Annotated in this window: 17 protein-coding genes, 1 tRNA gene and 1 riboswitch; of the genes, 3 read left to right on the top strand and 15 right to left on the bottom strand. The window is 61.2% G+C overall.

Annotated elements, in window-relative coordinates; translation table 11 throughout:
* Positions 1-8: 8 nt before the first annotated feature.
* From K3146_RS12950 to K3146_RS12925, 6 genes are all read right to left on the bottom strand, one after another.
* Positions 9-386, bottom strand: a complete 378-nt coding sequence (locus tag K3146_RS12950; RefSeq protein ID WP_221546727.1) for a hypothetical protein — start codon at positions 384-386, stop codon at positions 9-11.
* A 283-nt stretch (positions 387-669) separates the two neighbouring features.
* A complete protein-coding gene (locus K3146_RS12945; protein ID WP_221546726.1) occupies positions 670-1257 on the bottom strand; it encodes a DUF2199 domain-containing protein in 588 nt (195 codons plus the stop codon).
* A 156-nt stretch (positions 1258-1413) separates the two neighbouring features.
* Positions 1414-1923, bottom strand: coding sequence for a nuclear transport factor 2 family protein (locus tag K3146_RS12940; RefSeq protein ID WP_221546725.1), 510 nt, complete (start codon positions 1921-1923; stop codon positions 1414-1416).
* Entirely contained in the window at positions 1923-2495 is a 573-nt protein-coding gene (locus tag K3146_RS12935; RefSeq protein ID WP_221546724.1) for a nuclear transport factor 2 family protein, read from the bottom strand. The genes K3146_RS12940 and K3146_RS12935 overlap by 1 nt, the downstream gene beginning before the upstream one ends.
* A gap of 145 nt (positions 2496-2640) precedes the next feature.
* Positions 2641-3642: a hypothetical protein gene (locus tag K3146_RS12930; protein ID WP_221546723.1), complete on the bottom strand. Its 1002-nt coding sequence runs from the start codon at positions 3640-3642 to the stop codon at positions 2641-2643.
* Positions 3643-3814: 172 nt separating this feature from the next.
* Positions 3815-4219: a nuclear transport factor 2 family protein gene (locus K3146_RS12925; RefSeq protein ID WP_221546722.1), complete on the bottom strand. Its 405-nt coding sequence runs from the start codon at positions 4217-4219 to the stop codon at positions 3815-3817.
* A 139-nt stretch (positions 4220-4358) separates the two neighbouring features.
* Here K3146_RS12925 and K3146_RS12920 point away from each other — a divergent pair, with 139 nt between their 5' ends.
* Positions 4359-4781, top strand: a complete 423-nt coding sequence (locus K3146_RS12920) for a hypothetical protein (RefSeq protein ID WP_221546721.1) — start codon at positions 4359-4361, stop codon at positions 4779-4781.
* Positions 4782-4887: 106 nt separating this feature from the next.
* Positions 4888-5532 carry a DUF2726 domain-containing protein gene (locus tag K3146_RS12915; protein WP_221546720.1) on the top strand — a complete coding sequence of 215 codons (645 nt, stop codon included), beginning with the start codon at positions 4888-4890 and terminating at the stop codon, positions 5530-5532.
* A 48-nt stretch (positions 5533-5580) separates the two neighbouring features.
* Here the strand turns inward: K3146_RS12915 and K3146_RS12910 are convergent, their stop codons facing one another.
* The 4 genes from K3146_RS12910 to K3146_RS12895 form a co-directional block, all read right to left on the bottom strand.
* Positions 5581-7212 carry a DUF262 domain-containing protein gene (locus K3146_RS12910; protein ID WP_221546719.1) on the bottom strand — a complete coding sequence of 544 codons (1632 nt, stop codon included), beginning with the start codon at positions 7210-7212 and terminating at the stop codon, positions 5581-5583.
* Between the two features lie 53 nt (positions 7213-7265).
* A complete protein-coding gene (gene thiC, locus K3146_RS12905; protein WP_221546718.1) occupies positions 7266-9167 on the bottom strand; it encodes a phosphomethylpyrimidine synthase ThiC in 1902 nt (633 codons plus the stop codon).
* A gap of 36 nt (positions 9168-9203) precedes the next feature.
* Positions 9204-9309, bottom strand: a riboswitch (TPP riboswitch).
* A 41-nt stretch (positions 9310-9350) separates the two neighbouring features.
* Complete coding sequence (locus K3146_RS12900) at positions 9351-9950, bottom strand: DUF2585 family protein (RefSeq protein WP_221546828.1); 600 nt, start codon at positions 9948-9950, stop codon at positions 9351-9353.
* 79 nt (positions 9951-10029) lie between these two features.
* Positions 10030-10665, bottom strand: a complete 636-nt coding sequence (locus tag K3146_RS12895) for a TetR/AcrR family transcriptional regulator (RefSeq protein WP_221546717.1) — start codon at positions 10663-10665, stop codon at positions 10030-10032.
* Positions 10666-10792: 127 nt separating this feature from the next.
* Between K3146_RS12895 and K3146_RS12890 the strand changes: the two genes are divergently transcribed.
* Positions 10793-11734: a hypothetical protein gene (locus K3146_RS12890; RefSeq protein WP_221546716.1), complete on the top strand. Its 942-nt coding sequence runs from the start codon at positions 10793-10795 to the stop codon at positions 11732-11734.
* Between the two features lie 91 nt (positions 11735-11825).
* On the opposite strand, the gene K3146_RS13590 is transcribed toward K3146_RS12890, so the two are convergent.
* The 5 genes from K3146_RS13590 to K3146_RS12865 form a co-directional block, all read right to left on the bottom strand.
* Entirely contained in the window at positions 11826-15467 is a 3642-nt protein-coding gene (locus tag K3146_RS13590) for a calcium-binding protein (protein WP_221546715.1), read from the bottom strand.
* Between the two features lie 146 nt (positions 15468-15613).
* Positions 15614-19663 (bottom strand): calcium-binding protein, encoded by a 4050-nt coding sequence (locus tag K3146_RS12880; protein ID WP_221546714.1) that lies wholly within the window; start codon positions 19661-19663, stop codon positions 15614-15616.
* A gap of 312 nt (positions 19664-19975) precedes the next feature.
* Entirely contained in the window at positions 19976-22579 is a 2604-nt protein-coding gene (locus tag K3146_RS12875) for an EAL domain-containing protein (protein ID WP_221546713.1), read from the bottom strand.
* A 75-nt stretch (positions 22580-22654) separates the two neighbouring features.
* The gene (locus tag K3146_RS12870) at positions 22655-25630 is read right to left on the bottom strand and encodes a S8 family peptidase (RefSeq protein ID WP_221546712.1); all 2976 of its coding nucleotides are present in this window, start codon (positions 25628-25630) and stop codon (positions 22655-22657) included.
* A 618-nt stretch (positions 25631-26248) separates the two neighbouring features.
* Positions 26249-26322, bottom strand: a tRNA-Gln gene (locus tag K3146_RS12865).
* Positions 26323-26426: the final 104 nt, after the last annotated feature.

Here is a 26426-nt window from a genome sequence, read left to right as displayed (position 1 = left end):
CGCGCCGCTCAGCCCGTCCCGACCGTTTCCCGGAGCAGGTATCCGTCTTTCCAGTCTTGGAAGTTGTCTCCGCCATAGGGCACATCCTCGCCGACAGTCAGATCGTCATTGATCAGGCGCATCCCGGCGACAACGACATAATCGGGTAGCTCGTATTTGAGCCGCCGGGCGATGTTGAGCTGGCGAAGCTTGTACCAGTCGCTTTCGATATATCGTTCCTCGAGCCAGTACGGGACCGTTTCGAATTCGCATTGCCACTTGAGTATCGATGATTTGAGCTTTCGCGAGATCGGCAAGCTGTCAATTGACATCGAACCACCGTCTTCTGACCACACGCCCTCGGCGCAATAGTCGCAATTGACGCGAACAAATTTGAAATCCGACATGGGAACACTCTCTGCTACGTGCGCACGAGCGCACACGTGCCAGACGCGGCACGCTTCATCGCTTGAAAGTGAGAGGCGCCACTTAGCTGGCGGCGACTGAGGATGCAATCGCTAGCCGCCGCGCGCTGCGGTGAAGAAGAAAGCCCGACCTTAAGCAGCGAAGCGATAGGAAAAATGAACGCGAGGCCAGCATGGATATCACGAGATCATCGCCGGCCTCAACGCGCTGAAAGAATTGAGGATGCTGATGCAGATGCTGCTTCCGACGGGTTAGCTACCCACTTCAAGCGCCATTTTCGGCTGGTGCGTGGCCGTAGTGGGCGAAAACCTCCAGCACCCTCTCGGCGGTAATGCCCTCGGACTGTGCTATTGCGAGAGGATGGTCTTCGTCCTGCACCCAGATGATCGGACGCTGTCGTCCGGGTTGGGGCTGGACGATCACACCTAGCGGTTCCGGCCCCGGCACGAATTCGGCAATCCGGTTCATCAACCAACCCGTCCATTGGGGCGCGTCCGCGTATTCGCCCGCATCGAAGCCGTCGATATACTTCTCGAAGTTCGTCTTGCTCAGCGTGCTCCAACAACCGAAGGCGAAATCGCCGGGAACTCCGATCACCGGCACGGGCAAGATCGCACGCACCATGAAGTGTTTGCCGCCAAGGATACAGAAATCCTCGGACAGGAAATCGCCATCGAAGCGCAAATCGCTGTTCTGTTCGTAAGCCACCTCGTGCGGCCACGGATCGGGTGCGAAAGCGGCAAGATCGAAGGGCCAGTTGTGCCATTCGTCACAACTGGCGCACTTCCATTTTCCCGATGCCAATTGATCGGCAGCACTTGGAGCGCACTTCTTGCCGAAACCAAAGACCATTATCACCCCCTCCAGCAGATACCCTTCTCGCGATGCGCTTCGCTCATTTGCGGTTTGCACGTCGCCGCGCCCTTGCGCCTTCCTCCGGCCTTATCGGCTGCGATCTCCGGCACGCAAGTTCCGCCCACGAGGAAGCGTAGCCTTACCCCGACGCAATCACCCCCCGGCCCGGGCCTCCCGCACCGCCTTAAGGAACGGCGCGTAGTCGACATAGTCGCGGTGGGTGACGACCTTGCCGTCCTTCACCGTCACCACGATCACCATGGGGGTGACGCTCTCGACCAGCGTGCCGTTGCCGAGGTCGAGGCCCCAGGCGAGCGCGCCTTCGTAGACCGCGACGTCGCCGGCGACGATCGTGCGGGAGCGCTCGAACTCCATATGCGTGAGGCTCGCATAGCCGACGCGGAAGCGTTCCATCATGGCGGCGCGGCCATCCGAGCGTATGCCGCCGAAGACCAGCGTGGCGGTGGGATCCTCGAAGCTCGCATCCTCAGCCAGATGCGCCTCGAGCGTGTCCCAGTCGCGCGTGGTGTAGGCGGTGACATAGGCCTCGGCCACGGGCGCGGTGGCGGCGCTGGCCTCGGCATAGGAGGGTGCGGGGGCGTCCTGTGCGCTGACAGGGATGGCATGGGCGAGCGCGGCGGCAAGGATCAGGGTCGCGCGCATCACTTCGTCTCCTCTGCGGAATGGGCTGCATGGTCGGCATGGTCCATGGCGCGGGCCGAGCGGGCCTCGGCGAGCGCGGCGAGGAACGGCGCGTAATCGGCATAGTCGCGGTGGGATACGATCTTGCCGCCCTCCTGCTCGAGGATGGTAACAACGGGCATGGTGCTGGAAACCGTCAGCTCTCCGCCGATCACCGCAGTCCAGGAAAGCGTGCCTTCGTAGACCGCGACATCGCCCGCGTGGAGGCTGCGCTCGGTCGTGAACTCGGCCTCGACGATCGAGGCATAGGCCGAGCGGAAGAACGCCATCAGCGCCTCCTTGCCCTCGACCGGGGCGCCGCCGAAGATGCGCTCGGAAGTCGGATCGTGGAAGCTGGCGTCCTCGGCGAGCAGGGGTTCGAGCGCGTCCCAGTCGTTGGCGATATAGGCCGCGAAATAGGCGTCCGCGACGGTGGCAGTCTGCGCGCTCGCCTCGGCATAGCGGCGCTGAGGCGCGTCCTGCGCGGCGGCGGGCGCGGCCAGGGCCAGGACGGCCGCGGCGAGCGCCGGGTATTTCGAAGCGATTGCGATCATGTCTGACTCCCCCATGCTGGATGCGGGGAGTGCAAGCGCCGCGCAGGCCGCGGGTCAAGCCGATGCTCTGCCAGCGTCGATTTGCGGCAGACCAACGGCCGGGCGCAGGAGCGGAGTTCGCCCCGTGGCCCGGCCTCGCCCGAACCTATTCGCGCGCCCCCACGGGTCCGATGAAGACGAGGTCGTTCTCGCCGTCGCCATTGGTATCCTCGGCGAGCCCGTAGATGACGACATATTCGCTGGCGCCCGGGCCGAAGAAGCTGCCGCGGATCATCAGCGTGCCGTCTGCGGTGGCGAGGTCCGCGCTGATCTCGCCCTTGCTGCCGATCGTGCCGGTGCCGGTGTAGGGGCCGAAAGTCTCGCCCGAAGCCTTGGCGAAGGTGATGTCGAGATTGACCGTATTCGTCGCGAAATCCGCCTCGAGCGCGAAATTGCTGAAGTCGGTAAGCCAGAACCGGTCGAGCTCCGGCTGGCCGGACCCATCGCGCGCCCACATGTCGCCCCAGCTGACGTCGGTGTCTGGGTAGGTTTTCGTCCCGCTCGGGAAGTCGCCCGCCGCGGTCTGCACGCCGCCTGCGCACCATGTCTGCGACAGGATCGTGCCAGCGCCCCTGATCTTTGCGGTGATTGCGCGCGAGTAGCGGTTGAGCTGGAAGCCGCCGACAGCCCCGTAATAGGGAACAAACATCGTAAGCCTCTCCCGGTCGGAGGACGTGGGGTGCGGCTTACTCCAGTGATACTGGTCCTCGTCCGGCCCCCAGCCGGTGGTGAGGTTGGCGCGCTGGTCGCCGGTCCAGCTTTGCGTCACCCCGTTCACGCCCTTGATCGCCACCGACAGGTCGCTGCCGTCATAGGACAGGGCGCTGGCTTGTCCGAACCCCTGCGGGCCGAACAGCGTCGGCATGCTGCCCGCCTCGAAGGGGTCCGCCGTAAAACACGCGGTTTCGAAAGCGACCGGCACGGCGATGTCGTGGAACTTGGTGTAGCTCGTCGGCGAAGGTGAAGGCGACGGCGTGGGGCTCGGCGAGGAAGTTGGCGACGGGGTCGGCGTACCGCCCCCACCCGTACTCGGGGAATCGCCCCCGCCACATGCCGACAAAGCCACGCTGCAAAGCAGCGCAGCGGCAATCCCGCCCAAATTTTTCACGACCCGAATACTCCTAAGAAAAAATCGATCCCCGACTGACAATAAGACGAAGAGAACTCAAGATTTGGTTGATTGGGCGCGTGACTATTTCAACAGTCCCTATCGGGCGACATCATTTGTTGAAACCTGCCGACGAAAAGGCGCGCCTTGCCCGGCCCGCTCGCGAATACGGCTAGCCGGTACCGAGCGCCTTGTCGGCGAGGATCGTGTCCATGTATTCGCGTACTTCGACGATCCTGCCGCCCTCCAGCCGGAAGACGAAGCAATAGTCATTGTCGTAGCGCTGGCCTTCGACAGTCTCGGCGTCGCCCTTCGCCAGCACGACGACATGGTCGCCATCGGCAAGGATCAGCTCGGGAATGTTGAGATAGGGCCCCGCGAAACGGGCAAACAGCGGCCCGACGAGATCCCGCTCGACATTGGCAAGACCCTTCACATGCTTGGACCAGGCGGACGAACCCATCACCCGCCACTCGATATCCTCGCCGAACAGCGGGAGGAAATGCGAGGGATCACCATGGCGCAAGCCTTCGAAAGCCTTGGTGATGAGAGCGCGATTGGTTTCGGTCCGGGTCATGGGCGCGGAGTGTTCGGCCAAATGCGGTGGGCGTCAAGATTGGCGGCAGCGTTCAGGAGCGGGTGCTGGTGAGGATAGGCAACTGATGTTCCCACACACGGGCGTTGACGAGACCTGTGTATTGTGTAAGCAATACACCATGACGAAACGGTTTCTGGCAATACTTGTCGCCCTTGTTTTCCTCGCCTCCGGGCTCATCCGTATCGGTGTCAGCGGGCTGATGATCGGACAAGCGGCAGGCTGGTGGAGTTTCGGCGGAGAAGCGGTCGAGGCGCTGGCCGACACACGCGCCTTCATCGGGTCGGCCGAGGTCAACCTCGTCGGCTTCTCGGTGCCCGCCTATTTCGGCTATATCGGGGCGATGGGACTGGTCGTCTCGATCGGCGCGATCGGCGCCCTCTTGCGCCGGAGTTGGGGCCTTGGCTGGCTAGCCGCCTATACCGCGATGCATGCCGCGCTGTTCGTGAACTTCTGGACGGTCAATCCGAAGCTGTGGCTGGTGCTGTTGGCGGTCGCCGGCATCGCGGTGATCAGATGGGGCAATTCAGGCGGAAGGCCGTAGCAAAGGCGCTCGTGAAGAACTGGCGGTGGTGAACCTCTGAATTCGGCGCAGATTCCAGGCAAAGCGTTTTACGTTTTCCAAACTGGCACTGGACTAAGGTGCGGAAATGGAAACGATAAACTTCCTCCTCGACCGCCCCGTGGCGCTGCTGATCGTACTGTTTCTCGGTGCAATGATCGGGATCGGGCTCGAGCGCGTGATCGCCAAGTCCGATGCCGAAAAGCGCAAGGCCTATTGGCGCGGGCGCAATGCGGGCAAGTCCGGCAAGAAGGGTCCGACGCTGCGCGTAGTCGAGAAAGCGGAACGTGAGCAGGCCATCGGCGCTGACCTCGCTGCCGAGCAGCTGAAGCTTGTGAGCCGATCCAGCTTCACCTCGCGCTCGCTGCTCAACAAGTCGGAGGCGAAAGTGTTCGAAGCGCTCGACTCGGCTGTGATCGCGCGCAATTCCCGCTGGCAGGTGATGGCGCAGGTGAGCCTTGGCGAGTTCCTCGCCAGCCCCGACAAGGACGCCTTCCTCGCAGTCAATTCAAAGCGCGTCGATTTCGCGCTGATGGACGAGAACTGCCAGGTCTTGCACGCGCTCGAATATCAGGGCTCAGGTCACCACACAGGCACCAGCGCCGCCGCGCGCGATGCGGTAAAGAAGGAAGCGCTGCGCAAGGCGGGCATCGGCTATCACGAGATCGTCGCCGGACATACGACACCGAGCGAGCTCAGGGCGCTGGTGGAGAAGCTCGTTCCGGCGGGTTAGAAATTGAACATACTGTCCCTGAAACTCCACTACCTGCCGAGCACCCGGCTATTGACCGGGGTCCCGAAGAACGAGCGAAGCGGCCTCCTTCGTTCTCTCTTCGATTATTGCTCGGTTCCAAGCTTCATAACCGAGCACTTGGCTACTGCGTGGAAAATCGCTTACCCTTGGAGCTAGGTATGTTTGCTTCTTTTCTTGGAAGTCGCGGTTGCTAGCGGATGAATTTTTGCCCTTACTGAGAAGAATCAGATTTCCCAATTTGTTGACGAACTCTTTCCGTTCTTCTTCGTTAGCCATTTGCGCCCATTCGCTATCGTCCTCCGGATTCTGAGGAAAAACGTGCTCAGCGGTCCGAGCGGTGAATTGACGCATTTGGTCCATTTCGGCGACCGCTAATTCAAGGCGAAGTAAAACGTATTTTTCGTGAGGTTTTTTGTAGAGGTCATCCTCCGCCAACTTTTCTTCAATTTTTGAGGTGTCAATCTGAATTGATGCTGCACATTCTGCGCCATCCTTGGCGCTTTCGATACGTGTCAAGATTGCGGTGAAATCAGCATACCGTTCGTCTTTTCGAACACCCTCCACGGAATGAAGTAGCGTGATTTTCTCAATCGCGAGACAAAACGCGTAGAGATCCTCCCTGCCAAATTTTTTTGCGAAAGCGAGAACACAGGCGCGCCACTCAAAAGTACGAAGCTGATCATCCATTATGGACATTAGAGCCATAAAATGACGTTCACAGTCATGGCCGTCCAGATAATCGTAGTCTTGGAATATCTGCTTATAGATATCGACGTATCGAGTTATTTCCTCGAAGAAACCTTCGCCCTCCTCCATCCTCCCACGATCAAAGATCCTATTTTTAAACTCCGAATAAAGGTCTTCAGCAGGTTTTGACTTCGTGTGAATCAGACGGATCATGTTGAAGAGAGATTCAAATTCTTTCTCTTTTATACTTGCTTCGTCTTGCTCCCACTGATTAGCTAAGAGTGCGCGCTTTTTCTTGCTAGGCACGACCGAGGGATTAAGATTATGAGATTTCAGCAAGTCAATTCGGCGAAGAGATTTGCCTCGGTCATTCACAACCTCAAACAAGCGAAATGCTTCATCAAAGGAGTCTGCTTCGAGATAGATCACAATACACTTCGTGGAGACGAAGCGGAGAAAATCTACTAGGTCTTCTTGGCTCCGTCCCTCCAGGGATGAGCGGAATATGCTGCGAGCTATCACATACCGGTTGCTTGGCTCGTCGTAGTCTCGCGCATCATATCTCTCATTGGTTCCGCCATTGTCGGTCACCATCAATTTGAACATGTCGCGATCTTTGACAAACAGTCGTTCTCGTTCGTCAATCTGCCGGACGGTATCCTCTGGCTGGACGATCATTCTCTGGATGTCGTCCTTGATTTTCTGGTTCTCAATCAGGTCCCGGATGCATGCCAGCAGGATCATCAGTGACGTCAGACGTTGCTGTCCGTCCACAACCATTCGCGTCTGATCTTCGGCATAGTAGACTATGCTGCCTAGAAAATACTCAGTATCGAACTCCGTATCCCAGAGATCGTCTACCAACTCTTGAAAGTTGTCTTTGTCCCACGAGAACGGTCGTTGGAAACTGGGAATCTCATAAAAAAGCTCGTTCTCGAAAAGGTCTGCAAGCGATGCCTTGCCTGACTCCATGACTAATGCTCCAACCTAAAAACCAGCAAAATGGATAGTCTGAGCGACGTCACTCACCCCTCCGGCAAATACAGCTTCTCGCCCTTCTCCCGGTAAACCTCGCTCATCTCCTCCATGCCCTTCTGCGCTTCCTCGGCCTCTTCCGCTGAGGTCTCGCGCTTGATGTTCTCGGTCGCCAGATAGCTGTCCGAGTTCTGCTTCGCCGCGAAGTCGCGCACTTCCTGCGTGATCTTCATCGAGCAGAATTTCGGGCCGCACATGGAGCAGAAGTGGGCGGTCTTGGCGCCTTCTGCGGGGAGGGTCTGGTCGTGATATTGCTCGGCCGTGTCGGGGTCGAGGCTGAGGTTGAACTGGTCGCGCCAGCGGAATTCGAAGCGGGCCTTGCTCAAGGCGTCGTCGCGGACCTTGGCGGCCGGGTGGCCCTTGGCAAGGTCGGCGGCGTGGGCGGCGAGCTTGTAGGTCACCACGCCCACCTTCACATCGTCGCGGTCGGGCAGGCCGAGGTGTTCCTTGGGCGTGACGTAGCAGAGCATGGCGGTGCCGTACCAGCCGATCTGCGCCGCGCCGATGCCGCTGGTGATGTGGTCGTAACCCGGCGCGATGTCGGTGACGAGGGGGCCCAATGTGTAGAAGGGCGCTTCGCCGCAAGCCTCCAGCTGCTTGTCCATGTTCTCCTTGATCTTGTGCATCGGCACGTGGCCGGGGCCTTCGATCATCACCTGCACGTCCTGCTCCCAGGCGCGCTTGGTAAGCTCGCCCAGCGTGTAGAGCTCGGCGAACTGGGCTTCGTCGTTTGCGTCGGCGATGGAGCCGGGGCGCAGGCCGTCGCCCAGCGAATAGGCGATGTCATAGGCCTTCATGATCTCGGTGATCTCGTCGAAGCGCTCGTAGAGGAAGCTCTCCTTGTGATGTGCGAGGCACCATTTCGCCATGATCGAGCCGCCGCGCGACACGATGCCCGTGACGCGCTTGGCGGTCATCGGGACATAGGGCAGGCGGACGCCGGCGTGGATGGTGAAATAGTCGACGCCCTGCTCGGCTTGTTCGATCAGCGTGTCGCGGAAGATTTCCCAGGTCAGGTCCTCGGCAATGCCGCCGACTTTCTCCAGCGCCTGGTAGATCGGCACGGTGCCGATGGGGACGGGCGAGTTGCGGATGATCCATTCGCGCGTGTCGTGGATATTGCGCCCCGTCGACAAGTCCATGACCGTGTCCGCACCCCAGCGGATCGACCAGACCATCTTGTCGACCTCGCTCGCCACGTCGGAGGCCACGGCGGAATTGCCGATATTGGCGTTGATCTTGACGAGGAAGTTACGCCCGATCGCCATCGGCTCGGTCTCGGGGTGGTTGATGTTGTTCGGGATGATCGCGCGGCCACGGGCGACCTCGTCACGGACGAATTCGGGGGTGACGTAATCGGGCAGCTCGGCGCCCCAGGGCTGGCCATCGTTGCGCGCGGTGAGGCGGGCGGCCTGATCGCGCAGCATTTCGCGGCCCAGGTTCTCGCGCTCGGCGACATATTCCATCTCGGGCGTGATGATGCCGCGGCGGGCATAGTGCATCTGGCTGACGTTCATGCCGGGCTTGGCGCGCAGCACCTTCTTCGCGACATTGGGGAAGGCCGGGACGCCGCCCGAACGATCCGGACCAAGCTGGCCATTGTCTTCCGGCTTCACTTCGCGCGCATCGTATTCCTCGACATCGCCGCGCGCGAGGATCCATTCGCGCCGCTTCTGTTCGAGGCCCTTGCGGATATCGATCTGCGCATCGGGATCGGTGTAGGGGCCTGAGGTGTCGTAGACGCGCACGCTGGGTTCGCCGCCCTCGAGGTCGATCTCGCGCATGGCGACCTGGATACCGCTACCGGACTTGGCGCCGACATGGACCTTGCGACTGCCGCGAATGGGACCGGTGGTGACGCCGATGTCGAATTTGCTGTTGATGTCGGCCATGCGAGTGCTCTCTCCATAAGGCGGAGGAAGAGCGGTATTGTCGCGCCGCTCCACTCCCTCCGCCGATGCTAATCGGTTCAGGTTCGACGGGTCGGCGGACTTCAACCGCCCTCTCAGCCTCATGGCTCCCCGGGGATGGAAATTCTCTAGGACTGTGGCGAGGCCGAGTCCAGCACAGTCGCGTCAGCCGTGCGTGCTCGCGGCCTGCCATTCGGCAATGGCGTCGATCGGAAAGAGCAGCATGATGACGTTAAGCGTCAGCCCGTCACGCACGACGATCCCGGCAACCACCTCCCCGATAATCGCCAGCGCCACGGTCCACTTCACCGGCAGGCGCAGCGCAAGCCAGAAGCCGAAGCTCATCCAGCCGATATCGGCGAAGGAGTTGAGCACGCTATCTCCCGAATAGCCGAAGTTGGCCGTGACCGAGCGGAAGCGGTCGATGACCATGGGAGTATTCTCGAGCACCTCCCATGCAGCCTCGAGGAACACTGCCAATGGCAGGCCCCATTTCTTCGCGGCCTCCGCCCCGCCCCAACCGCGCTTGATGAAGATCCACCAGCCCAGCGCATAGAAGATCATGCCGTGGATGATGTGGCTTGGTGTGTACCAGTCCGAGATATGCTGGCTGTTGCCCGCATCATTGATCAGGCCGTGCCACAGCTTCACATAGCCGCATTCGCAGATCGGCGGGCGGTCCATCGCGAGGAGGAGGACCACTGCGGCAATCGTGATGCCGAGCGAAACGAGGATCGCGGTGCGACTGGGTACGAGCTTTCCCATCGGCGAAGAAGTGACGTGCAGCCAGCCGATTGGCAAGCTTCGCACTCCAGAGAGACGTGGATGCCAGCGCGGCGGATGCCTAGGCGCTGTCCGCCTTTGCCTTCTCCGCCGCCTGCTGGTCCCGCAGGTGCTTGAGGCTGGCGGCGACCCCGGCAGCGATCGTGTCGATGAATGCCGAGGCATCCTCGATCCGCCCCTGCCTTTGCGAGCGCATCAGGAATTCGGCCGGGCCGAGCGACATCGCCTGGAAAACCGCCGGCGGCATCATCGGCAACGCACCGCTGGCGAAATGCGGCATCGCCCATTCTACGACCGGCTGCTGGATATCGAGCGCGGTGCCGAGCCACAGCTCGCGGTTCTCGCGCAGCCATTCGCTGTCGTTGAAATCGGCGATGAGGTGCATGAAGCGTTCCACATCGGCGAGCTGGAAACGCATGGCCTCGCGCGTACCTTGCGCAAAGGCATCGCAGGGGTCGCCCTCGTAACCGGTAATCGCTTCGGCGATCGCGCCCAGATAGCGGCGGCGCTCGATCAGGAAGAGTTCGCGCACGACCCCCTCCTTTGATCCGAAATGATGGAAGACGCTTCCGTTCGAGATCCCCGACCGCTGGCAGATATCCCTCAGCGTCACATTGGTGTGACCCATCTCGACGATCAGCTCCGCGGCGGCGTCGAGCACCCGCGTCTTCGTCTCCTCACTGCGTGATTGAACCATGGGATTTCACTTCGCACCACTCTCGCCAAATGTCACTCTAGATTTCGTGTCTAGATTTTTGCTCTAGACCCCTGCTCTAATAAGACCTATAGGGCGATTCGTCAAATACGACTCAGGGAGACTGAAAATGACGAAAGCCTTTGGAAAACACGCCGCCGGCCGCCTCTCGGTGGCAGGCATCCTCGCCCTCACCGTTCCGGCCCTGATGCTGGTAGCCCCGGCACCTGCCGATGCGGCGGAAGACGGAAACCCGACCGCCCGCGCCCAGAGCGACCGGGCAGCCGCTCCGGCACGCAGTGGCAAGCGCAAGGGTGCGACTGCGCGTCCGGCGGCGCGCGAACGGACTGCAGCACGCCCGGCACGTAGCGCTCGCTCGGGTGCGGCACAGCGCAGCCGCGGACAGGGATCGGAGACCGCGGCCCGTCCCTTCATTCACATGGAAGGCGTACCCGGCGAATCGCAGCAGCGCAGCCGCAGAGGAGCCCGTTCCGCGTCCGATGATGGTCGGGCCGATATCGTAACCGGCGCCGGGACCCATGCGCCGCGGGGCAATGGCGGCTTCCGCCAGGAGCCCGGCACCACCGTCCCGACGGCAGACGACATCAAGGCACCCGAAAAAGAAGGCGAAGCAGCCCTCTTGCTGCCCGCGGTCCAGGCGGCCCGAGCCAGCTCTCAAGGTGGCGAGGAAGGCGGGGTCGAGCCCAGCTGGAAGGTCGAGAAGGGGGAGGCAGCTGAAGCATCCGGCAGCGGAGGGCATGTCCGCGTGATCGACGGCAGCCAGCCGCCGGCCCGCGCCGGGCTCTCGCAGAACGGAACTACCGTCGCGACGGCCGACGAAGTACTGGCGCCGGAAACGAATGAGGGACGGCTGGTCCAGAACGGTACGACGGTTGCGACCGCCGACGAGGTGCTGGCTCCGGAACCCAAGGAAGCCCGACTGGTCCAGAACGGCACCACCGTGGCCACCGCCGATGAATTGCTGGCTCCCGAAAATGCCCGCGGCAAGATGAGCCAGAATGGCACCACGGTGGAAACCGCCAGCGAGGTCCAGGCACCGTCCGGCCGCTGACCCGACTCCCGGCAGCGCAGCGTCCCGGCTGCCGAACCAAGGGGCGGAGCTTCACCCGAAGCTCCGCCCCTCTTTTCGTTTCAACCGGGCGTCAGAGAACGAAGAGGCCGCTACCCAGCGCGTGCAGGTCATCGGCCTGTGGCAGGCTCGCCAGAGTGTCGCCCGGCACTGCCGCCTGGCCCTGCAGGAAGTAAGCCTCGAAATTGGCGGCGGTCAGGTTCGTGCCGGCCGTGACCGTGGCGAAGAGCACTTGCGCCGCGGCGCCCGTACCGTCGCTGTCGTAGAAGATCTCGCCCGTCGCGCTGTTGTAGATGATGCGGTCGCTCGCATCGGCTGCAGCGGTCCCCGCATGGAAGGCCGCGGCATCGAGCGTGCCCGAGGACCCGATCCCGGTGAAGATATTCCGATCGAGAATGATCTCGTCCTGGACGACACTGAAATCGGTGATCGTGTCGACATTGCCGCCACCGAGCGCAGTGTCGAATACGAAGTCGTCAAACTCGCTGCCGCCGGTCAGGATATCCGCCCCGAGACCGCCGTAGATGACGTCGTCACCGCCACCGCCATTGATCGTGTCGGCACCTTCATCCCCGAACAGTCTGTCGAAGCCGAAACCGCCCGAGAGGATGTCGTCACCGAAGCCGCCGACGACCGTGTCGAAGCCAGTACCGCCCTGAATGGTGTCGTGCCCATCTCCGCCGAACAGGACATCGTCGCCGCCGCCGCCGTCGATATCGTCACCGCCGGATTCGCCGTAGATCGTATCGACACTGTCGCCGCCTAGCAGCTTGTCGTGACCAAGCCCGCCGTAGAGCGTGTCGTTGCCGCCCTGGCCGGCGAGATAGTCGTTGCCGTCATCGCCATAGAGGTTGTCGTTGCCCCAGCTGCCGGCGAGGACGTCGTTGTCGTCACCGCCGTGGAGTTCGTCGTCGCCAGTGTGGCCGCGCAGCGTATCGTTGCCCGCGCCGCCATAAGCGATGTCCTTGTCCTCACCGCCGACGATGAGATCGTCACCCTCGCCGCCGTCGAAGGTGTTGAAGCCCTTCCAGCTGACGAGCTTGTCATTGCCGGCGCCGCCGAACAGCATGTCGTCGTCGCGTCCGCCGTCGAGCAAATCGTCGCCGTCGCCGCCCTTGAGGATGTCGTTGCCCTTGGCGCCGAGCAAATTGTCGTTGCCGATCCCGCCGTCGAGTGTGTCGTCACCGCCGCGGCCGTCGAGCGTGTCGTCGCCCTCCGCCCCGGTCATGGTGTTGTTGCCCCACAGGCCCACCAGATTGTCGGCTGCAGCAGTTCCGGTGAAGGTCAGGGTGCCGGGGTCCGCGCCGAAATTGTAGCGGCCCGAGATCGTGCCGATGTCGACATTCTCGAACACGGCGATCGTGATGTAGTCTTCCGAAAGACCCCAGTTGATCTTTAGAACTGCGTCCGCCCCGTCCTGCACCAGCCGCACGCGCTGGTCGTAGAACGGGTTCCAGGCGGCCAGACCGATGTATGTGTTGGACAGGAATTCCGAGAAATCGATCCGGTCGCCCATGATGCCGACCTGGAAATCGGTCACCACGAGGTTATCGGCGATCGCGTCGAACTCGAGCTGATTGGAGATCGTGATCAGGTCCTGGCCCGCACCGAGCGTAAGGCGATAGCTGCCGCCCCATAGGATGACACGGATGTCGTCATTGCCGCCGCCGGCATAGATATCGGCGAAGCCTTCGCGCCCGCTGAAGAGAATGCTGTCGTCACCTCCGCCCGCATAGACGAAGGAACGCGGCGTCCATGAATCGACGGTCAGGGTGTCGTTGCCGGCACCCAGGTTGACAAACAGGTTTTCGTCGGGGCCGGAAATGTAGTGCTGGATATGGACGGTGTCGTTGCCATCGCCTGCATCGACGAAGTCATCCCCGTAGCCATTGCTGTAATCGCGGATGTAGTCGTTGCCAGCGCCGCCATAGAGAAGATCGGCGCCCTCTCCGCCGTCGATCCAGTCGTCGCCGTCGCCACCGTAGATCGTATCGCTCGAGCCGAGTCCGTAGATCGTGTCGTTACCGCCCAGCGCATTGATCGTGTCGGTGCCGAAGGTGCCCTGGTAGCTGTCGTTGCCTGCGGTCCCGGTCCAGTCCTCTCCCAGCGGTTCGCTGCCGTCGGGATTGTGGCCGAGATTGTCGTAGTTGAAGTCACCGATGTCGGTGTTCTGGAAAATGAGGAAGGTGAAATAGGCATTGGGCGTGGCCGCACCGTCCGGGCTGTACTGGAGGTGCGTATCGGCCCCATCCTGGACCAGCCGCATGTACCCGCCCCGGAAGGGGTTTTCGGGCTTGTCGCCTGCCGCGCGGATAATGTCCCAGAGCTCTGACAGGTCGAGCGTGTCACCCCCGGCCGAAGTGTCGAAATCGGTGACGAGAACGGGTGTCGAAAAATAGGCGCTGGGTTCCCCCTCCGCGATGTGCAGCACATCGCTCCCGAGGCCCAGCGTCACGGTTCGCGAGCCCAGCAGATTCAAGGTGACATCATCATTCCCGGCGCCAGCGTCGATGATCGCCGTGCCCGCGCTGCTGGTGCTGAGCGAGATCGTGTCGGCCCCTTCACCACCCAGCATTGTGACCGTGCTGGTTCCGTTGAACTCGGCGACCAGCGTATCGTCACCATCCCCACCGTCGAGCGTGGAGTCGAAATCCTGCTCCATATAGAAGCCATGATCCATGATCAGCGTATCGTTGCCGCCACCGCCGTAAGCGAGGTCATTGCCGATCTGCGTCTCGATGAGGTCGTTACCGCCTTCACCGTAGATCGTGTCGTCGCCTTCGCCGCCATCGAGCTGATCGTTGCCGGCTCCACCAAGGATGTTGTCGTCGCCGACACCGCCGAACAGTGTGTCATCGCCGCCAAGCCCGCTTAGCGTATCGTCGAAATCACCTGCCTGATAGTAGTCTGCGTTCTCCGTGCCATTCCATGTCTCACCGGGAACTCCCGACCCGTCCAGCGTCCAGCCCAGGTTGTGGTAGGTGAGGCTGCTCGAATCGACATCTCTAAGGATGACCATCGTGACCCAATTGTCATCGAGGTTGCTATCGACCTGCAGGAATGCGTCATTGCCCGACTGGAGCAGCCTGACATAACCCTCGACGAAGGGGTTATCGAAACCGTTCCATCCGCTCACCTGCGCAAGGACCGTATTGAAATCGATCCGATCGCCTGTGGCGCCAAGCTCGAGATCGAGAATCGTAACCTTGTTCTCGAAGACGCTTGAACCATAGCCGTTGGTCAGGAAAACCGTGTCCTGACCGAGGCCAAGGGTCAGCTGGTAATGCTGACCTTCGAGTTCGAGATTGAATCTGTCGTTACCGGTTCCTCCGTCGGCGAACAGCTGGTTGGCGCCACTACCCCCGCCGTCGAAATTGAACGTATCGTTGCCCGCACCGCCAAGTGCAGTGACCACGGAGCGATTTGTGAGATTGACGTTGATATGGTCATCTCCATCGCCGCCGTCGGCGAGGATTGTGACATCGGGATGATAGTAGACACGCTCGACATTCAGGGTGTCGTTGCCGTCATCGCCGAAGAGCTGGGTGTTTCCGCCTGCGTAGGACGAAAGATAATCCGCCCCTCCCCCGCCATAGACGGTGTCGTTCCCCGAATTGCTGGTGAAAAAATCGTCGCCCGCCATGAGGTAGACGGTATCGTCACCTGGCGTGTCATCCGGATTGTCGTCACCCGAAGTACCGTTGATGATTGGCATGATATGCGACCCCTAAAAAATTACCGAATTATCTCTAATAGCCCCGCATCACTTGTCGATACCCTAAGTGAAGCGGTGACGAAAACTCGCCCGGTGCTGCAAAATAGCCACGCGCGCATTGTCATTTGACAGTAAATATCGGCCAATCAGGCGATGAAGATATCGGCACCTATCGTGTGGAGATCACCGGCCTGCAACTGGCCCAAGCTGTCGCCACCGGGATTCTGCGCCGCATTCTGGAGGAAATACGCCTCGAAATTGGCGGCCGACAGGTTCGTGCCCGGCGTGACAGTTGCGACAAGCACCTGCGCACTCGCGCCGGTTCCGTCGCTATCGTAGAAGATCTCGCCGGTCGCGCTGTTGTAGATGATCCGGTCAGCCGCGTCAGCTGCCGCAGAGCCCGTGTGGAACTCGCTGTCGAACAGGACGCCCTCGCCGTCGATCCCGGTGAATATGGACAGCTCGAGAACAATCCCGTCCTCGGCCGCATTGAAATCGGTGATCGTGTCGGCATTGCCCACGCCGGGGGAAGTATCGAACACGAACACGTCGATCCCGGCACCGCCCGTCAGCGTGTCACTGCCCAGACCGCCGGTCAGCACATCGACGCCCGCGCCGCCGATCAGGATATCATTGCCGCTACCACCGATCAGCACGTCGTCGGCATCGCCGCCCTCGAGGCGATCGTTGCCCTCACCGCCCGACAGCAGGTCCTCCCCGCCTTCGCCATAAAGGAAGTCGTTTCCGTCATTGCCGAAGATGTCGTCGAGATCGGCGCCGCCATAAACGGTGTCATCGCCCGCGCCGGCCAGGATCGCGTCGTAGCCCGCGCCGCCGAGGATGAGATCGGAGCCATTGCCGCCGTCGATGAAATCGTCGCCATCCTCCCCTTCGATATCGTCGTCGCCGTCCCCGCCATAGATCTGGTCGAGGCCAAGGCCGCCGAAAATGAGGTCGTCGCCGCCCTCGCCGCGCAGGATGTCGTTCCCGTCATCGCCATAGAGGTCGTCGGCATCGTCGCCGCCCCATAGCTGGTCGTTCCCGAATCCGCCGCTCAGGACGTCGAAGCCGGCATCGCCGCGCAATTCGTCGTCGCCATAGCCGCCGTCGAGATCATCATCCCCATTGCCGCCAAACAGCAGGTCGAAGCCGGTTCCACCCGTGATGGTGTCGTGCCCGTCGCTGCCCTGGAGCCAGTCATTGCCGCCACCACCGTCGATATCGTCGCCCCCGGCATCGCCGACGATCGTGTCGGCACCGTCTTCGCCAAGCAGCTTGTCATTGCCGAGGCCGCCATAGATTACGTCGTTGCCGCCCTGGCCGGTGACATAGTCATTGCCCGCGTCGCCATAGAGGAAGTCGTTGCCCCAGCTGCCGGCGAGGATATCGTTGTCGTCGCCGCCATGGAGTTCGTCGTCACCGGTATGGCCGCGAAGGGTGTCCACGCCCGCTCCGCCATAGGCGACGTCCTTGTCCTCGCCGCCGACAATCAGGTCGTCACCATCGCCGCCATGGAAGGTATTGAGGCCTCTCCAACTGACGAGCTTGTCGTTGCCTGCGCCGCCGAACAGCGTGTCGTCGCCGCGCCCGCCATCGAGCAGGTCGTCGCCTTCACCGCCGAGAAGCGTGTCGTTGCCCTTGGCGCCGAGCAGATTGTCGTTGCCGATCCCGCCATCGAGCGTGTCGTCACCTGCCCGCCCGTCGAGGATGTCGTCGCCCTCGTAGCCGAACATGGAGTTGTTGCCCCACAGGCCGGCGAGATTGTCGACGCCGGTAGTCCCGTAAAAGCTCTGCGTGCCAGGGTCCCAGCCGAGATTGTAGTTGCCGGTGAACTCGCCGATGTCGACGCCCTGAAGCACGGCAATGGTGATGTGGTTGCCGCCGCCATAGCGGTCGATCTGCAGGAGGGCATTGTCGCCATCCTGCACGAGGCGGACGCGCTGGTCGTAGAATGGGTTCCAGAGGAAGCCGCCGAAATTCGGCAGGATGTCTCCGAACAGCAGCCTGTCGCCCGCATTGCCGACCACGAAATCGGTGATCACCAGATTGTCGGCAAGGAAGTTCTGGTTGATCTGGTAGCCGATATTCACGAGATCCTGGCCGCTGCCGAGCGTGATCTCGTAGCTGGGGCCCCAGAGCAGGATTTCGAACGTGTCGTCCCCGGTGCCGCCATCCATGGAGACGCTCCCGGCAGCGCCCGTATACCAGATGTAATCATTGCCATCGCCTGCGTAGACGAAGTTCCAGTCCGACTGCGACTGGTAGATGTAGAGCGTATCGTTGCCGCCGCCGAGATAGACGGTCAGCTCCTCGTCGAGTCCGGCCTTGATCCCGTGGATGATGGTGATCGTATCGTTGCCTTCGCCGCCGTCGACGAAGTCATCGCCGACGCCATTGCCATAGTCGTCGATCGTGTCGTCGCCGCCACCGCCATAGACCGTATCCGCGCCATCGCCCGAAGTGATGATGTCATTGCCGCCACCGGCATAGATGACGTCATCGCCATCGAAGGTGCGGATCGTGTCGTCACCACCCAGCGCGGTCACGACATCGCTTCCGGCAGTCCCGTCGAAGACATCGGGACCATTAGTGCCGGTCCAGCTGACGCCCGGCGGATAGCTGCCGTCGGGCGGGAAGCCGAAGTTATAGGTTGTGAAGTCGCCGACCTGCGTATTCTGGAAAATGACAAGATCGAAATACATGTCGGGATTGGCTGCACCGCCCTGGCTGTATTGGAGCCGAGTATCGTTGCCGACCTGCACCAGTCGCAGGTAACCGCCTCGGAACGGATTGCTGATCCCGTCCCAATTGTAGCTCAGCTCGCTGTAGAGCGGCGAGAAGTCGATGATGTCGCCCGCATCGCCGGCAACAAAGTCCGTGACTATGACCCCCTGGAAATTCCCGAAAACCGGACCCGTCAGGCGCAGCGTATCCACGCCGCCGCCGAGCGTCACGGTCGTCGAAGCGCCTTCCACCCGGACTTCGACCAAATCGTCGTCTGCGCCGCCGTCGACGGTTACGGATCCGGATTCGCCATCGACGATGAAGTGATCTTCTCCGGCCCCGCCGATTAGTTCCGCGGTGGAGGAGCCGTTGATCTTTGCCGTCAGCGTATCGTCACCGTCGCCGCCTTCAAGACGCGTTGCGGTGGTCAGCCAGTCGTTGATGCCATGCTCCACCGTGAGCGCGTCGTTACCGCCCCCGCCATAAGCGGTGTTGTTGCCCGAGCCGACATCGATGGTGTCATCGCCGCCTTCGCCATAGATGACGTCGTCACCCTGCTCGCCATAGAGCGTGTCGTTCCCGGCACCGCCGAGGATCAGATCATCGCCAAGTCCGCCGCCGATGATGTCGTTTCCGCCCAAGCCGCTGAGGTCGTCGTTATAGTCGGTACCCTGGCGGACATCGTCACCTTCGGTCCCGACCCAGGTTTCGCCGGGAATGGGCGATCCGTCGGGCGTGTATCCGAGATTGTGATAGGTAAAGTCGCCGACTTGCGTATTCTCGAAGTTGATGAAAGTGACCCAGTTGTCGTCGCCGAACTGGTCAATCTCGAGCAATGTATGGGCGCCGCTCTGCGTCAGGCGCAGGGTGCCATTGACGAAGGGATTGGCTTCCGACGAACCCAAAGTCATTTCGAGGAAATCACGCAGCTCGACCGCATCGCCCCCAGCGCCGGTCGCGAAATCGGTGATGGTGATCAGGTCGGCCAGATCATACCCGCCGGGCCCCGAAATCCGGACGAGGTCCGATCCCGCACCCATCGTCAAAGTATAGACCAGCCCGTCGAGAGCGATCCAAAACTCGTCGTCGCCGTCACCGCCATCGGCAATGTAGGTTCCTTCCCAGCCCGAGGCGAAGAAAGAGTCGTTCCCCGATCCGCCCAACAGCGTGACGGTCGATCCATTGCTGATGTTGGCTTCGAGAAAATCGTCGTCCCCGCCGCCATTCAGCAGGACGGTGCTTACAGGGTCGTATGAATAGCGCAGGGCGTAGAGAGTATCGACACCGCCGCCACCGAACATCTGGTCGTTTCCGGCGTAGGAATTGAGAGTGTCATTGCCCCCTTCGCCATAGGCAACGTCATTACCTTGCGAACTTGAAAAACCGTCATTGCCCGCGCCCGCAAGAACGACGTCGTTTTCCGCCGTGTCCTGAAGATTATCGTTGCCCGAAGTGCCGTTGATTTGTGCCATGCGACCCGTTTCCCAAATGTCCCCTAGTAATTCCTAGGAATTCTGGCGATTCTGTCGAGGATTTTCTTCTGATCGGCAACACGCATCCAGGCACTTCCGACGGGACGGATTGCGCTTTTGTTTCTTGGCCGATCATCGAGGGAAACTGCCGCCCGGAGCGCTCATGATGTGAACGCCGCCTCGATCGCGGTCCGGGCAACCTCCCTTGCATCACCGGCGACCCGAGCGGGAGCTCTTGCTCTTGCCTGTCTAGCCTTCACCCAGCCAGCCGGAGGCGAATGCCGGTGTTGCCGACACCCTTATGACCAGGGATCACGCCTGCCCGATCGCGATCTTCGCGCGCGCGCCCGACATCGGACCGGCTTCAATCGTTTCCATGTGCAGCGGTTCGGGGCGACCGAAGTGGAACCCCTGGAACCATGAGCATCCCAGACCGCGCATGGCGTCGGCTTGTTCAACGCCTTCGATCCCCTCGGCCGTCACATCTATACCGAGCGAATGCGCCAGCGACACGATGGCCGACACCACTGCCTGGCTTTTGGCGGAACCCGCGGCAGCTGCCTGCACGAAGTCGCGATCGATCTTGATCATCGAGAACTGCATCTTCTCGATGTAGTTCAGCGAGGAATAGCCACGGCCGAAGTCATCGAGGGCGAAGGACACGCCCAGGTCGTGCAGGCTCTTGATCAGGCGTTCGACATGTTCGTCCATTTCGAGGACGACGCTTTCGGTAAGCTCGAGGATAAGGCGGTTGGGCTGAAGGCCGCTCGACGCCAAGGCTTCGATGACCGTCGAGAGGAATGACCGGTTCGAAAGCTGGACTGCCGACACGTTGACTGTCAGCTTCACGTCCTCCTTCCAGCTCATTGCGTCACGGCAGGCGGTTTTCAGTAGCCAGGCGCCGAGCGTGTCGATCAGCAGGGCATCTTCGGCCACGGGGACGAAGAGATCGGGCGATACTTCGCCGCGCTCCGGATGGTTCCAGCGCATCAGCGCTTCGTAGCAGCGGACATCGCCCGACGGCCCATCGACGATCGGCTGGTACGCGATCGACAATTCGTTCTTCTCAAGCGCCTTGGCGAGATCGTTCTCGATCGAAGTACGCTCTTCAAGCTTCGAACGCATCGATGGCTTGTAATTCACGAACATGCCGCGACCCCGGCGCTTCGCTTCATAAAGAGCGAGATCGGCATTGGTTATGATCGAGCTCATCGAACGATCCTCGCCGCCGATGCTGGCGATGCCGACGGAGGCACCGACGAGGACTTCGTGACTTTCGTGGCTGAACGGGATCGCGATGCGCTCGATTATGGCCCGTGCGACATCCCATGCGTCTTCGACAGCATATGGGTGCGGCATGAACAGCGCGAACTCATCGCCACCAAGTCGGCCAATGACAGCATCCTGGCCAGCTGCCTCGCGGAAGCGCAGGGCGGTGTTTACAAGCACGCGGTCGCCTGCAGCATGGCCATAGGTATCATTCACCTGCTTGAAGCGATCGAGGTCGATCAGCATCAGCACGCCGCTTTGCTCATCCTGGTTCGCGGAGCTCACCTCCTCTTCGAGCAAGGCATGGAAATGATCGCGCGAATAGAGGCCGGTCAGGCCATCGTGCTGGATGACATAGGTCAGCTTGTCGTTTGCGTTGCTGATCGCCTTCTTGCTGCGGCTCAGAACGCGCAGGTTAAGGAGAAGCGCGAGAAGGGCGCAGATCACGAAGCCGATACCGGCTGTGAGGGCCCACACCTGGTTTTCCGAGGATGCAAGTCGTGCTTCGCTGGCCTGCTTCTCCGCCGAAAGCTTCGAGATGCGAAGTTCACGGCTTTCGGAGTCGAACCGGGCTGCAAGCAGGGCGCTGTTTGCTTGCGCAGAAAGATCGCGAGCCTGTCCGTCGATCCGGTGGAACGCCGCAAGGTGACGAAGCGCTAGTGCGTGCTCGCCGGACTTCGAATGGATCTTGTAGGCAGCCTGGTGGAAATCGCGAAAATAGGGCGAGCTCTGTTCCAGGTCCTGTCCGGCGAACGTACGCTTGATGTCGGTGCGAGCCTGGCCGAACTTGCCCTGCTCAAGAAAGATCTGGCTGCGCACACCGTGCATGAATGGCAGCCAGTCGGGCGCGGTGTCTTGTGCAAGCGCGATACCCTTGTCGATGGTCGCGCGGGCCCTGATCGCATCGCCCATCAGCAACTGGGTCGATGCGATATTGGTCAGGATACGCGCCTGCAGCATGGGCGAGCCCATTTTCACTGCCTGTTCCAAAGCGCGCTCGAACTCGCTCTCGGCTTCTTCGTAGCGCTCCAATTCCTTGAGCGCGTTGCCGACGTTGTTGTGAGCCGAAAGCGAGAGGGCGAGGTCGTCGGCATGCGTTTCATTGGCCAGGCGATAGTAGCGCATGACGCGCTCGTAATCGCGTGCGTCGAGATAGAGCGATCCGATATTCTGGAGCACGATCGCCTGGCTCCGCGTCTCGCCAAGGCTCTTGTAGCGGTCGTGCGCTTCGAAGAATGCCGACAGCGCTTCGCCATATTCGCCGCTATGGGCCTTGTGCGATGCCTTGGAGCGCAGAAGGTCCGCGTAGAGGATGTCGTTTTCGAAAGATTCGCCAGCCTCGCTCAATGCCGCTTCGATAATTTCCTGTGCCTCATCGGCGCGGTTCAGACGGATCAGCGCCTCACCTTCGAGCCAGCGGGCTACAAGGCGGATACGGTGCGCCTCGGTGGTGTCCTGCTGCGCGCTGCCGCGGACTTCCTGCGCAAGACGAAGTGCTTCTGCAGTATCGCCCATCATTGCCGATTTCGCGGCCGTAAGCTTGGCTTCGTAGTCCTGGACACCGGCGGTATCCGCTGCTGTGACGGCTGTCGGTAGAGCGATCGCGAGAGCACTCGCAAGTATCGCCTTTTGCAGTCCCTTGGCCATGTCGAACCCCCAAATTCTCTTGTTGTTTTGCGGCAGCGCTCCCCAGCAGCGCTGCCGTGACCGGCTGTCTTCGCGTTAGAACCGCTTGCCCAGATTGATGCCGAGCATGACGCCGTCTTCCGGGCTTGCACTGCCTTCGCTCACATATCGTCCAAACACGCCCAGTTCGGCAGCATCGCCAAGTGGGGCGGCATAGACGAGCTCGCCCATGATGCGGCGCTTGGTCGCAATGCCGATCTCCTGGGCCCTGATCCCGGTTTCCCCGGTTTCGCGATCGACCACTTCGAGGCTGTAGATCGCCAGCGACCCATCCTCGATCTGGAGCGGCTGCCCCAGTGTCAGGCGCAGACTGTCGCGGCTTTCGAACACCCCCGTGCCCGTCAATGAAAGCTGACCCGCAGTGCTCAGAATATCGCTGGCATTGGCGAGGAACTGGCCTTCGGCAAGTTCGGTCTTGCCGACCGTTGCCGAAAGATCGAGGCGCAGTTTCGCGCCCAGCCCGATCGTGCCCGACAGTGTCAGCGCTTCGGTACGAGCGCCTTCTCCAAGCAGCATATCGTTGTCTGTCTGGACACCGAGAAGGGCGTTGGCCTCATCCAGATGCGTGTACTGGACGTTGAGCGAAAGACTGTCGCTGACCTTCTGTTCGAGGTCCATCGTGAGCGCATTCGCCCGTTGGTCGCCGAACTCGCCCTGAAGGTAACGATCGACCGGGTTGATCGCCGGGATATCTTCCCAGCCACGGCTGTTTTCCGAATAGCCGATGCGCAGCCTGGTCCCCTCCGAAGGGGCAAAGCTCACCGCGGTAAAGACCTCGCCGGAAGCGAATCCGAGAATGGGGTTTACGCCGCCTTCGTCGCGGTCGAAATCGCTCACGATGCCGAAGCGTTCACCTGCCAGTGCCATGGCGCCCTGGCCGTGGCCGAGCGTCAGCGCAAAACGGCCAGCAGGATCGGTCAGCTTCGCGCCGGAATGAACCGATTCAACCACGCCTTCCTCGTTGAGGCGCGGCATGATCGCAGAATACTGCAGCGACCAGTTGCCCGCGCGGTGGTCGGCACCAAACGCAATCTGGCTAATGCCCGCCACGCCATCACCTTGCGAGTCGCTTCCGCCGGAGCGGATCCAGCGCGCAAAGCGGTCGGACACGAAGTCCTGCAGGCGCTTGTATCCACCGCCCAGCGCATTCGTGCGCTTGCCGGTGGTGTAAGTCGACATCGGCACGGCAAAATCGCGATAGGTGGTGCCCACGTCTTCATACATGGTGAAGAAGACATCGCTGGTTTCCCACCATGAAGGCACTCCGCCCGAGAGCAGGTAAGACGCGCTTACATCGCTCCGGTAGAAGTAGCTGCCATACCGCTGGTACATGCGGAAGTATGTGTCGTTGAAGTCGAGCGGCGATTGCGAGGCGAGCACGTCGAGCATCCCGACGCCGTATACCTCGTCCACTCCCGGCGCGCCGAGGTCCCGTGCCGAACGCAGGATGATTTCGACGCTGGCTTCGGGGTTGTTGGCGAGCCACGGCCAACGATCGTGCAGGAGCGCGATCGCGCCGGACACGAGCGGTGCGGAGAACGAGGTGCCGCTGCGCCGGACATAGCCGCCATGGCCATCGTCCACGAGCAGCATTTCGCCCGGAGCGACGATGAACCGGTTCATCAGAAGGCCGCCTTGACCAAGATCGGAGCTGTTCGAGCAAACCCCGTTGTTGAGCAGGCAAGCATTGCCCGGAGTATTGGAGAAGCCCGAAATCGATCCGTCGGGCGACACCGATCCGACAAGGATGAAGGAGGTTGAGAAGGCCCCTGCCCATTCGACGTCGTTCGTTTGCGCCACGCCGTCGTTGCCGGCGGCAAGGACGTAAACCGATGTGTTTGAGTGCGGGAACACGCGGCTGTCGTTGAAGATGCCGCGCCATTCTGCCGAAAGCGGCGTCCCGGGCTCACCAAGAGAGAGGTTGATGATGCTGGCACCGCCGACATTCAGCGCGATGATGCCCTCGCGGACGTCCTCCCAGGATGCCGTTTCTGTCTCGTCGAACGGATTGTGAGCAACGACCCGTGCATTGGGGGCGATACCCATGACGCCGACGCCGTCATGCGCGCCAACCAGAAGACTGGCGACACCGGCGCCGTGCCCGCTGACGAAGGCAGTGCTGCCGGTGGATGAAACCACATTGTCGGCAAGGTCGTCCGAGCCGGTGACGGCGGAATCGAGGATGCCGATGGTTGTCTGGTGACCAGCCCCCTGGATCTGCGTGATCGACGGGGTCCAGTTGATGCCGCCCATCCAGTGATCGACGTGGTCGATCCCGGAATATCCCATCAAGCTGTCATGCCAATCGACGAAGAAGGCGGACCGCTGGTTGGCGGAAAGTGCCGCCAGCGAAGCCGGATCACTCGGATCAATCCCGTGACGTGCAAAGATCGCATCGACGAAGATCGACTGGAAATCCTGCCCGGTCTGCTGTGCTACCAATTCGCCCCAATGCGCTTCCGATTGCGCGACCAGCTGGTCGAGCTGCGCCGCAAGCGCCTGTTGGAGGGCTACATTGCCGCTATCCTGGGCCAATGCAGCCCAGGCTGTATCGGTTGCGCCGAACTGGACTGCGGTCTGCGACCAGAAATCGCCGAGCGCGGCCATGCGGCCAGCGTCGAAGGCGTCGATGTTACCCCAGAATGCGTCGATCCTTCCCCAGAACGCGCTGATGTCGCCGTAGAAGGGGCTGATGTCGTCCCAGAAGGGATCGATCTTCCCGTAGAAGGGGTCAATCTTGCCGTAGAAAGGGTCGATCTTGCCATAGAAGGGCGAAATGTCGTCCCAGAAAGCGTCGATCTTGCCGTAGAAGGGGTCGATCTTGCCATAAAGCGGATCGAGCGGCGTCGAGCGCACAGTGACGCGGGTCTCGTCTTCCGATTGCGTTTCCGCCGAAGTCTGAGCGGCGCCGACGTTTTCGGCAGAGCCGTGGGCTTCCTGCGCGGCGGCAGGCACACACATAACTGTAGCGATCGCAATAGCAGCAGAGCCATGCATCAGTTTGTAGGCCATATCGTCTTCCCACCCCATTGGCATTCAGATCGCGTCCCTGGCTGCAGGCTTCTACCGGAAGAGGTGGTTCGGATTGGTTCACGGAAAGGGTTAATTTCGTAACGGAAATCAATGGCATATTAACCATCGCGGCGTGGTCGGATCCGATACGATTGGCTGTCCGCCGGGGTCTCAATGGTTACGATTGTCTTGACGGATCAGAGTACGGCGAATTGCACCTGCAAGATGACGTGGGAATGTTAAGGGCGCAAAGCGCGCGAAGACCCGATTCGCTGCTCTGCATCCGTCGCCGAAAGCGAGGCCCGTTTCTCAACAGGTCCAGCGGACTATCGCGATGGTATTTGCCGAGTTCGCGAGAGCACGCGATGCTCGTCGACTACGATTGGCGGCAGAAACGTCCTCGCATATCTGCGGTCCGTCCAATTCCCCATTATCCATCCGACCTGCAGTTTTCTCTGCCAGTTGCGGCACCTATGGCGCCACCGAATGTCGAACTGCAGCAAGTTTGGAGAAATCAGGAGAGTGGAACGCGGAGAAGCTTTCCCGTTGGGCTGGTAGGGAACCCCTGCAGCCCACTTCTGTCCCAGCGGGCAGGTTGTCCTGTCAAAGGTAAAGCAGTGGATGCCCCGTGAGGATTCGAACCTCAATTGACGGAGTCAGAGTCCGTAGTCTTACCATTAGACGACGGGGCATCAGCCGTCCGGCGCTTGCGGGAGAATCAACCGCGGGCCGGAGAGAGGCCGCGCATCTAGTTTCGTGCGCGCGCGAGGTCAAGCCCGAGCTTGCCCCTTCCGCC

It is taken from the genome of Qipengyuania vesicularis, from assembly GCF_019711415.1.
GTDB lineage: Bacteria > Pseudomonadota > Alphaproteobacteria > Sphingomonadales > Sphingomonadaceae > Qipengyuania > Qipengyuania vesicularis.
The sequence above is the reverse complement of the archived record's forward strand: the minus strand, read 5'-3'. Positions and strand labels throughout refer to the sequence as shown.